Source organism: Pseudofrankia sp. EUN1h (assembly GCF_001854645.1).
GTDB classification, from domain to species: domain Bacteria; phylum Actinomycetota; class Actinomycetes; order Frankiales; family Frankiaceae; genus Pseudofrankia; species Pseudofrankia saprophytica.
Window position 1 is genome coordinate 1 of sequence record NZ_MBLN01000015.1, and the last position, 10,813, is coordinate 10,813.

The 10,813-nt window shown below is 67.5% G+C and carries 11 protein-coding genes and 2 pseudogenes; 9 read left to right on the plus strand and 4 right to left on the minus strand.

Going from position 1 to position 10,813, the window contains the following annotated elements; all coding sequences use genetic code 11:
- Positions 1-231: 231 nt before the first annotated feature.
- Positions 232-1,170, minus strand: a complete 939-nt coding sequence (locus tag BCD49_RS06240; RefSeq protein WP_007507761.1) for an alpha/beta hydrolase — start codon at positions 1,168-1,170, stop codon at positions 232-234.
- A gap of 44 nt (positions 1,171-1,214) precedes the next feature.
- Positions 1,215-2,153 (minus strand): NADP-dependent oxidoreductase, encoded by a 939-nt coding sequence (locus BCD49_RS06245; RefSeq protein WP_007507759.1) that lies wholly within the window; start codon positions 2,151-2,153, stop codon positions 1,215-1,217.
- A gap of 45 nt (positions 2,154-2,198) precedes the next feature.
- Here BCD49_RS06245 and BCD49_RS40315 point away from each other — a divergent pair, with 45 nt between their 5' ends.
- On the plus strand, positions 2,199-2,363 hold the full coding sequence (locus BCD49_RS40315; RefSeq protein ID WP_007507757.1) for a hypothetical protein: 165 nt from the start codon (positions 2,199-2,201) through the stop codon (positions 2,361-2,363).
- A gap of 10 nt (positions 2,364-2,373) precedes the next feature.
- On the opposite strand, the gene BCD49_RS06250 is transcribed toward BCD49_RS40315, so the two are convergent.
- Positions 2,374-2,871 carry a cupin domain-containing protein gene (locus BCD49_RS06250; protein WP_198536062.1) on the minus strand — a complete coding sequence of 166 codons (498 nt, stop codon included), beginning with the start codon at positions 2,869-2,871 and terminating at the stop codon, positions 2,374-2,376.
- Positions 2,872-3,095: 224 nt separating this feature from the next.
- Here BCD49_RS06250 and BCD49_RS06255 point away from each other — a divergent pair, with 224 nt between their 5' ends.
- Positions 3,096-3,689 carry a TetR/AcrR family transcriptional regulator gene (locus tag BCD49_RS06255; protein WP_007507754.1) on the plus strand — a complete coding sequence of 198 codons (594 nt, stop codon included), beginning with the start codon at positions 3,096-3,098 and terminating at the stop codon, positions 3,687-3,689.
- A gap of 129 nt (positions 3,690-3,818) precedes the next feature.
- Here the strand turns inward: BCD49_RS06255 and BCD49_RS06260 are convergent, their stop codons facing one another.
- The gene (locus BCD49_RS06260) at positions 3,819-4,016 is read right to left on the minus strand and encodes a hypothetical protein (protein WP_007507752.1); all 198 of its coding nucleotides are present in this window, start codon (positions 4,014-4,016) and stop codon (positions 3,819-3,821) included.
- Here BCD49_RS06260 and BCD49_RS46330 point away from each other — a divergent pair.
- The 7 genes and pseudogenes from BCD49_RS46330 to BCD49_RS06285 form a co-directional block, all read left to right on the plus strand.
- A pseudogene (locus BCD49_RS46330) lies at positions 3,969-4,097 on the plus strand (hypothetical protein); the annotation flags it as partial. The gene BCD49_RS06260 and the pseudogene BCD49_RS46330 overlap by 48 nt on opposite strands.
- Positions 4,098-4,196: 99 nt before the next feature.
- Entirely contained in the window at positions 4,197-7,256 is a 3,060-nt protein-coding gene (locus BCD49_RS06265; protein WP_131803381.1) for an NACHT domain-containing protein, read from the plus strand.
- A gap of 340 nt (positions 7,257-7,596) precedes the next feature.
- On the plus strand, positions 7,597-8,229 hold the full coding sequence (locus tag BCD49_RS06270) for a hypothetical protein (RefSeq protein ID WP_131803382.1): 633 nt from the start codon (positions 7,597-7,599) through the stop codon (positions 8,227-8,229).
- A 13-nt stretch (positions 8,230-8,242) separates the two neighbouring features.
- The gene (locus BCD49_RS43080; RefSeq protein WP_131803383.1) at positions 8,243-8,923 is read left to right on the plus strand and encodes a hypothetical protein; all 681 of its coding nucleotides are present in this window, start codon (positions 8,243-8,245) and stop codon (positions 8,921-8,923) included.
- A 121-nt stretch (positions 8,924-9,044) separates the two neighbouring features.
- Positions 9,045-9,375, plus strand: a pseudogene (locus BCD49_RS06275) (IS6 family transposase); the annotation flags it as partial.
- A gap of 55 nt (positions 9,376-9,430) precedes the next feature.
- Complete coding sequence (locus tag BCD49_RS06280) at positions 9,431-10,141, plus strand: IS6 family transposase (protein WP_027141170.1); 711 nt, start codon at positions 9,431-9,433, stop codon at positions 10,139-10,141.
- 286 nt (positions 10,142-10,427) lie between these two features.
- Positions 10,428-10,813: IS110 family transposase (locus BCD49_RS06285; RefSeq protein WP_241832270.1), on the plus strand; the 386-nt coding region annotated here is incomplete at its 3' end.

The window sequence follows — 10,813 nt, forward strand, 5'->3', positions numbered from 1 at the left end:
CAGACGCATCGACCGCCTCGATGGCCTCCTCCACGAATACCAACGAGCCGCCTGATCAAGCTCCTGGCCAGCGGAACCGCATACTTGCACCCTTCAGKAGACGGGCTTCCAGAGAGGGAGTCATGCGAATCCTGGTTTCGTGGAAGGTGTGATCTCGGGCGGGTGGCCGAGCGCCCGCTCGGAGCGCGCTCGCCACCTTCAAAGAGCAGGGCGGACGCGCTCCGCATCGGGTCAGATCGATTTCAGGACTCGGACCCGGTCGGTGATGGCACGCCGCGCGACGTCGGAGTTGAAGGCGATGGAGTCGAACTCGTGTGGGGCACCGGGGTGCAGGTGGAACTCCACCGGCACGCCGGCCCGGCTGAGCTTGGTCGCGTAGGCGGTGTCCTCGTCGCGGAAGACGTCGATCTGGCCGACCTCGATGTAGGCCGGTGGCAGGTCGGTCGCGTCTTCGATCCGGGCCGGGGCCGCCGTGGCGGGGACGTCCGGCCCGCCGGCCGCGTCGCCGAGCAGCGCGGGCCACGCGGTTGCGCTGTCGTCGTAGGACCACAGGGCGAAGGGCGCAATGTACGGGTCCGGTGTCCTGGTGCGGTCGTCCAGCATCGGCATGAGCAGGATCTGGCGGGCGATCTTCGGCCCGCCACGCTCGCGCGTGAGGATTGTCAGCGCCGCCGCCATGCCGCCTCCGGCGCTGTCGCCCATCACGCCGATTCGGTCGGGGTCGACGCCCAGCTCTGCGGCGTGATCGTGCAGCCAGCGCAGCGCGGCGTAGGCGTCATCGAGTGGTGTCGGGAAGGGGTGCTCCGGCGCGCGGCGGTACTCGACCGACAGCATCGGCACGCCGCTGGCGGAGACGTATCGGGATACCGGCCCGTCGAACAGGTCGATGTGGCCGAAGATGTAGCCGCCGCCGTGGAAGAACAGCACGGCGGAACCAGGCGTTGCGCCGTCCTTGACGTACCAGCGCATCTGGATCTGGGCGCCGTCGTCGGCAGTCGCGTAGTGATCGCTCGTCGTGACGTCGGGTGGGAGTGGCTGGGCCGTCCCCGCGGCGCCGATGATCGGCTCCCAGACGTCGCGACGAGCGGCGATGTCGCCTACTGGCGGCGGGGTGAAACCCGCCATCGGGGCCAGCGCCTCGGCGATCTCGGGGTCAAAGGTGAGGGACATGACAGGTCCTTTTCGAGTGTTGTTGTCGCCCGCGGACGGGTGGGTCAGGCAGGAAGGACGATGACCTTGCCCGAAAGGGTCCCCGCGGCGGCCCGGACGTGGACGGACGCCAGGTCCTTCAGCGGGACGCGCTCGGCGACATCGACGGTCAGTTCGCCGCGGTCCACGCGCGCGACGAGTTCCGATAGTTGCTTGGCGTCGCTGCGGACGAAGAGGTCGACGGCCCGCACGCCGCGCTCGTCGTCGGCTGGGGCGGGCATCCACACGGTGGTGCTGACCACGACGCCGCCGTCGCGGACCAAGGCCGCCAGCGCGCTGAACTCGGCGGGGTCGATCGGGGCGAGGTTGAGCAGGACGTCGACCGGCTCGGTCACCGCGGTGGTCGCCGCGGTGGTGGTGTGGTCGATGACCTCGTCGGCACCCGCCGCCTGGACGTGCTCGCTGCTGCGGGGGCTTGCGGTGGCGATCACGTAGGCGTCGGCTGCCTTGGCCAGCTGTACCGCGTAGCCGCCCACGGCGCCGCCCGCGCCACTGATCAGGATCCGCTGCCCGGTCTTCAGCTCGGCGTGGTCGAAGAGTGCCTGCCAGGCGGTGAGACCGACCAGGGGTAGCGCGGCCGCGTCGGCGAGCGGGATGCTTGTCGGAGCCGGCGCCAGGCTCTCGACGGGCGCGAGGACGTACTGCGCCGAGGCGCCGTCATCGACGAACGGTAGAAAGCCGACGACCTGCTCACCGACCTTGAGGCCGCTGACGCCCTCGCCGAGTGCGTCGATCGTTCCCGCGACGTCCAGGCCGAGGGTATGCGGCAAGGTCAGAGGCATCGGGCCCTGCATGAAACCCGCGCGGATATTGCCATCGACCCCGTTGAACGTCGTCGCGGCGACGCGTACTCGCACCTGACCCGTGCTCGGCACCGGCCGGTCGACGTCCTCATAGCGCAGGACGTCGGGGGCGCCGTACTCGTGGAATCGAACTGCCTTCATGGGGAGTGCCTCGCTCTCGATGAAACCTGTGCTTCTCAACTTGAGATGCTGGGCGGGGGGCTGCTGGCCAAGGTGCTGCCCGGTCAGACCGAGGTCCTGCGTCGCCAGCTCTTTCAGCCGCTGTCGCGCGGGGACACGGAGGCGTTGGCTGACGTGCTGTCGCCGGTGCGCGACCACATGCGTTCGGCGGCGCTTCGCCGTCGGCGATGACACCCCCGTCCTACGTCGCGGGCGGGAGCAGGACCTCCATGCCGTACTCCGGCGCGAGTGCTACGGCTCGCCGCAGTCGCACCTCGCGTTCGGCGTTGCTGAGCGACGGGGCCGGGGAGGTGCGGGTTGGGACGAGATCACCGAACTCGGCAAAGTACCGTTCCAGGCCCGCTGGCGCGACGGTACAGAGCAGTCGGGCAGGGACCCGGGCCGCATTGCGGAACGCGTGGGCGGCATTGGCCGGGATGTTGGCTGATTCGCCTGCCTTCAGCCAGATAGGCGGAAGGTCACGCACGCGTACCTCCACCGAGCCCTCGAGGACTCGGAAGCACTCCTCGAAGTCGTGACGGTGCGGCGGAGGTCCACCGCCCGGCGGGATGAGCATGTCCAGCATCGCGAAGCGGCCGGCGGTCTGCTCGCCGGAGAACAGCACGGTGTAGGTGTCCCCGACGACGGCCAGGTGCGTCAGCGCGGGGTCCTCGGGCCGCGCGATCTCCACCTTTCGCACGACGTCATCCTCGGGGGGCGGCGTCACGACACATCTCTCATGTCGATCTCGGCGAGCCTCAGCCGGCCCGTCGACGCAGGCGTCGAACCTCGCGTCTGCGCCAGTTCTGCGATGTCCACCCGGGCCTCTCCTCCCCGTCTTCTGTTCCGGACGAAATCGTCCGGATAGCGGTAACGCTACTTCTGCGACCTGCCACGCCGCAAGCCGCTGCGATGATGTGATCCGTGTCGCCCCCCGCCTCCCGCCAGACTCGTAAGGACGCGCTCCGTAACCGCGATCGGGTCCTCGACGCCGCGACCGAGCTGGTGCGGAGCGACGGGGAGAAGGTGCCGATGGCCAAGATCGCCGAACGTGCGGGCGTCGGGGTCGGGACCCTCTACCGCCACTTCGCCACCCGCGAGGAGTTGCTCGGCGCGCTCGTCCACCGCTCGTTCGGCCTTGCCGTCGACAACGCGCGGGCGGCCGCTGCTCACCCGGGCTCCGCGCTGGACGGCATCCGGCTGTTCTTCCTGGCCACCCTGCGCGATCGCGAGCGCTTCGTCCTGCCCTTGCACGGCGGCCCGCCGGTCTTCACACCTGCCACCCGCAAGCGACAGGCGGACGTTCGCACCGCACTGCGCGGGCTCCTCGAACGCGGCAAAGCCGCCAGGGAACTGCGCGCAGACCTGACCCCCGAAGACCTGATCGTGGCAACCTCGCTGCTGTCCCGACCGCTGCCGGGGACCGGCGACTGGGACGACCTGGCCCGTCGACAGATCGACCTGATGATCAATGGCCTCGGCCCCGGTCCACCTATGGACAAGGGGCAATCGTCCTGACGGTCGCCCGCTTCGGCTCGGGGATCAGCTTGGGCTGATGAGGACGCGGGCGATCGGTCGTCGCGCAAGTCAATGGCGCCGCCGTTGGTCTGAGCAGCTTTATCGCGGACCGACGCCGAGACTGGTCGCTCAGGGTGCAATGATGCCMAGGTGGACAACGGGGGTCCATCTGATGAGCAGCGCCGCGAGCACCACCAGCCGGCTGGCGACACACTCCTGCCGGATGAACTGGTCGTGCTGCTCGCTCGCCTCTTCCCGGATCGGGTTGGAGCAGGCCAGCTGCTCGAGCGCGCGGGTGTGACAGTCGAGCTCCATCCATCCTGGCATGTTTCCAGCCCGCTCGAATTCTGGCGCGAGGCCGCTCGGCTGCTACGAGCCGGGATCGTCCCGAACGGGCCCCGGCGCCTCCTCGAGGCCGCAGTCGCCGAAAGGCCGGAACAACACTTGCTGCGGGACGCGGCGGAGCAGAGTGGAGCGACTCCGCCGGGCCGCTCGGACTTCGGTCCTGTGTCAGGTGAGGTCGAGCATTTCGAAGCGACTCAGGAACTGTCGCGATCTCTCCTCGAGGTCCTCCTCGGCCGGCTGAGCACCGTGGACCTGACAAGCCACTGGGTGGTAAGCCTCGAAGACCACTGGTCCGAGAGCCGCTACGTCGAGCTTGCGGTCAGCTCCGACCGGGACCCAACGTGGGGCGCGGCCACTCTCGACACCGCGCTCGAGCGGCACGACGAGCCGTTGACAGTTCTGGAGGGCGAGGCTGGATCCGGCAAGAGCGTGTCCTTGCGCGAAGTCGCCCGACGACGCTATGACGAAGCGCTCCGAAACGCAGCCCTGCCTGCCATCCTCCCGATTTATGTGAACCTGCGGGAGCTGGCCGCAGGCCAGGCTCTGGTAGATTCCTCGGCCGTCGAGTCCTGCGCTATGGACCAGCTAGCAGCGGGCTGTGAAGGTGACCTGAGGAAGTTCGCTKAGGCAGAGTTCCGACGCAGATCATCCAGCGGTGGCCTGTTCTTCATCTTCGACTCGTTCGACGAGATCGCAGGATTACTGGACGGAGATCTCCAGGAAGGTTCCGACAAGTACAGCAGAGCAATACAGATGTTCCTCGCGAAGTATCCACGATGTCGTGCAGTAATTGCGGCGAGAGAAGTCGAGGGGCCACATATTCGCGGCGTCCCGCACCTCTCCATCCTTCCGATGGACGACTCTCGCAGGCGGCTACTAATCCGCCGCTCGGGGCGAGGGGCGGAATTTGTCAGTGCCCTTCTGAAAGAAGTATCCGCGGCGGACCCACGAATCCGCCGGCTGGCCGGGAATCCGACTTTCCTCGCCCTCTTGTGTCTCCACGCAGAGAGGCACGGAACGCTGCCTGCGGGCGCCTACCGAGTAGTTCAGGAGTTTGTGCGCCTGCGCGCACACAAGGAAGCCGCTAAGCTTCAGCGAATATTCGGGACGACGGCTGACGAGTTACTCGACGACGCGGCGACACTCGCGTATGTCATGTCGTCCTCACCGGAGGCGGGGTTGAACCCACCGCTGGACGTGCTAGGTCATGAGTACGCCGCGCTGGGACACGGCACGGCCGCCGATGTCACCGTGATTACTGAAGCGCTGGTACACCTAGGCCTCGCGGTCCTCGCGCCAGACCAGGGAGGGGAACCCGGGCGCAAGCGGTTCTCATTCCGAGACAGAAGCCTCCAGGGGTATTTCTCCACCGCTTATGTCGAGAAACATGTCGGCTCTGTTGACCCGGGCGTCATGGTTCGCCGAGCCATCTGGCACGACACCGCAGTCTTCCTCCTTGAATCGGCGTCGGTGGCGGCGCCACGACTGGTCACCGAGATCGGGCTCATCCTGTCCTCCGCATCGACGTCAACCAGCAAGTCGCAAAGCGTCACGAAAAGGCAGCCAGGTGACGTCGCGGCCGATCACAGTCCAGCCGAACACGGGATCGATCATTCGCGGCTGGCCGAGGGGCTGCGCGCGATCAAGATACTCGACGAGAGCAGAATCCCCGCGAAGCTGCTACCAGCTGTCCTGGTGCGGGACGCGACGCGGCTACTGTGCGCTCTGTGGGCAACAGGAAACCTGCTGGAGCGCAGGCAAGCCCTGCAGGTCGTCGGTGCCTGGTGCCCCACGGACGGCGCCGTCCGCCTGATCGGTGACGGCCTCCGCAGCGGCAGCGAGGTCCTCCGGGAGATCGCCTTCCAACGCGCCGGGTACCTCCAGCCAGTCCCGCCGGACATTAGAACGGCTATCCGCCGCTCGGTGACGACTCTCGGTGCCGAAAGACGGCTCCGCGCGGGACTCTCAGAACTCACGCCGCGGCTCCGGCGCCTCGGCGACCCGGCCGACTTCACCGTGGTCGATAGCTGGGGCCGCGCATTGTCCTGGATTCTGCCCATCGCGCTGCTGGCCGCGGCGGTGCCGTCTCACGACACGCAGCCCACCAGGCTGAGCGTGCGGCTGCTGGTGACAGCCCTCCTGGTGATACTTCTCCAGGCAATCCGCGGGAGTCCTCCGCTGTCATGGTGGCCAAACCGATCGGTGACGGCGAGGGTCCTAGCCACAAGATTCGCGTCGAACAGACCGCCAACGGTGACCCTCTGGTCCAGCTACCTTCTGCTCGGCGCCTGCACGACCGGGCTGACTTTCGCTGGCGCGACCACCCCTGTCTCGGGCGTGATCTCGGCGGCGGCCGTCGGCTATATCGTTGCCCTGACCCCCTGCCTTCTCCTGGTCCTGGCCGCCGACGCCCGCCCGGCGTGGTACGCGTTCGTCCTGCCCTGGATCGTGCTGGGGCACGCACGGCTGTTCAGGTCGCAGTCGATGGCCTGGATCGGCACAGCGTCAGCCGGCGCCGCGCTGACTCTTCTGTCGGTCGTCCTTCCGCGGAAATATCTGACACCCGACCACACGGCAATCTCGGCGCTCGCGATCGGCTCCGCTCTCACATACCTGCTCCTCATTCGCCCGCTGCTACGGTTCGTCGTCGATCAGCAGGATCGCCAGAAGATCAGGCCGGCGAATCTGGCGCCTCTCCGGTCGGCCTCAGACCTTCTCGATCTCCTTTCCTGCCTGCACTCCGCCACACACTGCGTCACGGCGCTTTCAACCGTTCGTGAGCGGATGATTCTGCAGCCGGTGGCCGAGAACGTCGCCGTCGTGGCGGACCTCCTGGATCTGGTGAGGAACGCGCACATCCAGGGCCGTAAAGCGTGGTCGTTCTGGACGACTCGTTCGAAGGATCAGCCAGTCGGCCGCTCGCCGGCTTCTAGCACCTGGGCCGGATCGCGGCGCGGGCGCCGCTGCCTGCGACGCCTCGGTAAGGACGCCCTCCCAGCCCTTGACGAGCTCGTGCGGCTTTACGACGAGCTCAGCGCCACGCCGCAGACAGCTAGCCGCGTTCCATGGCTATCCCCCGTAACACCGGGAGACCATCGCCGCCCAAGAAGCTCGGTCCGGCAACGGCCATTGATGTTTGGAGTTCAAAGAGTTCGTCAGACCTTCGGCGGCTCCCAGCGGGAGACCGACGAACGTCATCACGGGGGGCGTAGTGAACGATAGCGACGACCAGCAGCCGGGCGCCACAGAGGYGGCCCACCTTCCGGATCCCGACCAGCAGGCTGAATCCAGCGCCGCCGAGCATGGGCGTGACCTCACCGCGGGTAGTACCGACGGCGCAGCATCCACCAGCGGCGACCCGGACGAAGCGGAACCGGCTAACGAGGAGCGGCCACCCGACGACGGGGAACCGGCCVCACCACCCGAGCCAGGCAGTAGGCCACAGCCACAGCCACAGGCGCGGTCGGGAGACCGCACCGAACCCTCGCCTCCGCCCAGACCGATCAACTCCCGGTCACGGCTCCAAGCCGCCCTAGCAGCCGCAGCGATCGTGTTGGTCGCGGTGACCTTCCTGGCGACTCGCGCTGCCTATGTCAACCGCGAGGCGGCGAGCCTCAGCACGCCGACCGCGGAGACCCTGCCGACCATTCCGCCGCCGCCCGTGCTGGACGGCACCACTACTGATCCTGCCGCCGCCTCGCCAACCGAGACACCGGCGGATCCCGGAACACCCAGCCCCACCCCGTCGCCAGAGCCATCACTGCCCTACGAGGAAACGGTGACTCTCAAAGTCGATGATCTTCTGAACAGCCAGATCGATCTCGATGCCAGGCCTCCGGCCCCGGTCTGGACCATACTGTCGTCTCCACGCGGAACCGATCTCTATCTCAGCCTCAACGAGGGTCCGCGCCCGTTTCTGGCTTCCCGTGCGACCGGCACGGTCATGACCCTGTGGGATGGTCCCAACGAACCAGACCTGCCGGGCTGCTTCCAACAGGCTCTCCAGCACGGCATTCGGGAGTTCATCGATCCCAAGCCTGGCCAGCGCGTGTGCCTTGTTACCGAATGCCAGACGCTTGGATACCTGGCAGTGGACAACGCCGACCGTGCCCAGGTGACTTTCCGTTTCATCGTGCTTGATCGGCGCACCGGCGATTGCGAGGACACCGGCGATGCCGGAATCACGAAGCTGTAGCAGAAGTGCTGGCGTGGCGGCGCCCGATGCCATCCCGAACAAGCGAGCCCAGAAGCCCGCGAGGGGGTCGCACGGCCGGTGGCGGCTGGCACTCGCCGCCGGCGGGATCGCGCTCACGATCGTGGCCTCGCTGCTCACGGCCGCCTGTGACACGGGGAGCCGGGCGGCCGAGCCTGTGGGCGCTGGTACCACGACGCTCGCGCCATCGGTCGAATGCGCTGTGCCCACACCACCTCTGCCCGATATCAGGGTCGAGTTTGCCCAACACGCGGGCCTGGGCCTCGGCGCCTTCTATTTTTTCATCTTCCGCCCGGTAAGCACGGGCCACGTGAACAAGCTGACAGTCRCCTTCGCCCCGCCGGCAGCATTCTTTTCCTATTATCATCTTCGCGAGGCCAACCGCCTCGCCCGGATGGACCCGCGCCTGTGCAGAGTGGTCAGCCAGCTGGTCGAGGTGTTCCGTGCCGTATTCGCGCGCGCTGAAGCCCACGCGCTGGATCCGCCCGACATGGAGAAACTCCAGGGCTGGTTCGAGGTGCTGAAATCCGCCGCGGTAAACGCCGGTGCAAGTTTTCAGAGACTACCGGTTTCAGCCGAGGACATATGCGCGATACCCGGACTCCCGGTCCCTTGCAGACCAGCACCCCTAAGCCTCTTCGGAACTGACAGTCCGAACCCGCCCGTCCCCTCTTGACCGTGAGGACCACATCCGCCGCTGAGGACTTGTCCTCAGCGGCGGGTGTGGATGACATGGTAGGGGTCTGTTGCACCGGTCGGGGCCGTGGTGTCCGCGGGGTCCACGGCATGATCGGATGATGGTTCGCTGCGGTCCTCGTCCGCCGGTCCCGGTCTCGGAGTTCACCGGGTTCCGGTTCCCGCCCGAGGTGATCGTTCTGGCTGTCCGCTGGTACCTGAGGTTCGCGCTGTCCTATCGGGACATCGAAGAGTTGCTGGCCGAACGAGGCATCGAGGTTGACCACGTGACTGTGTACCGATGGGCGCAGCGGTTCACGCCGTTGCTGGTCGAGGCGGCCCGGCCGTGCCGGCACCGTCCGGGCAGTAGGTGGTTCGTCGACGAGACGTAATGGGAAGGTCGCGGGTCGCTGGACGTACCTGTATCGTGCGATCGACCAGTTCGGCCAGGTGGGGCTGTTGCACTGGCCGGGTCGTGGCCTCCGCGAGGTGACGGCATGATCGGATGATGGCTCGTCGCCGTCCTCCTCCGTTGGTCCCGGCCTCGGAGTTCACCGGGTACCGATTCCCGCCCGAGGTGATCGTTCTGGCGGTTCGCTGGTACTTGAGGTTCGCGTTGTCGTACCGGGATGTCGAAGAGCTGCTGGCCGAACGCGGCGTTGAGGTTGATCACGTGACCGTGTACAGGTGGGTGCAACGGTTCACCCCACTGCTGGTCGACGCCGCCCGGCCGCGCCGCCACAGCCCGGGTGACAGGTGGTTCGTCGACGAGACCTACATCAAGATCGCAGGTCGATGGCGGTACCTGTATCGAGCCGTTGACCAGCGCGGACAGGTCATCGACGTACTCGCCAGCGAACGGCGTGACCAGCTCGCGGCCCGCCGCTTCTTCCGCCAAGCCCTGGCCCACGGCCGCCGGCCGGTCGAGGTCACCACCGACAAGGCGCCGGTCTATCCGCGGGTCCTTGATGAGCTGCTGCCCGACGCCTGCCACGTCGACGCACGGTGGGAGAACAACCGGATCGAGTCCGACCACAGCAGACTCAAGGCGCGGCTACGGCCGATGCGCGGGCTGAAACGGCTGCGCTCGGCTCAGACGATCAGCACAGGGCACGCGCTGATCCAGAACATCCGCCGCGGCCACTACGAACTCGCCACCGACGCCGATCCACGGCAGCGGCTATCAGTCGCGTTCACTGAGCTCGCCCACGCCATCTGATCACCAGGCGCCGTGGCTCCGCTTGTCCCGGCTCCTCGCAACGCAACAGACAGTGAGGATGTTGGTGAGCCCCGCGCCGGTCGGTCTGACCCGGCAACAGACTGACTGCGGGTCCTGGACGGGATCTGTCGGCCGTGCCGGCGCGGGGCTCGTGTGCACTCACCGGACGGGCGGGTGACCTTATAGGAGCCTGGCCAGAGGCCCCTTCACTGTCTTGTCCGTCGCCCGGCTGGTGCGTGCCGCCCTGTCGGTCGAGGTGATGGYGAAGGGACGGCTGGCGCCCACGATGGCACAGCAGACTGATGAGGTCACGGGTGGTGTCGACACCCACAAGGACAGTCACACGGCGGCGRCTCTCGATAGCGCCGGGCGGCTTCTCGGTGTGGAACAGTTCCCCGCGACCGGGGCGGGTTACGGCCGGCTGCTCGACTGGCTGCGTGGCTTCGGCGCCGTTGGGAAGGTCGGCGTCGAGGGGACCGGGGTATACGGCGCCGGGCTGGCCCGGCATCTGGCGGCGGCCGGTGTCGCGGTCGTCGAGATCGACCGGCCGGACCGCAAGKCCCGGCGCTGGCAGGGCAAGTCCGACCCGGTCGACGCCGAGGCCGCGGCCCGCGCGGCGCTGGCGGGCCGGCGGACCGGGAAGCCGAAGGACCGCACCGGCCAGGTCGAGGC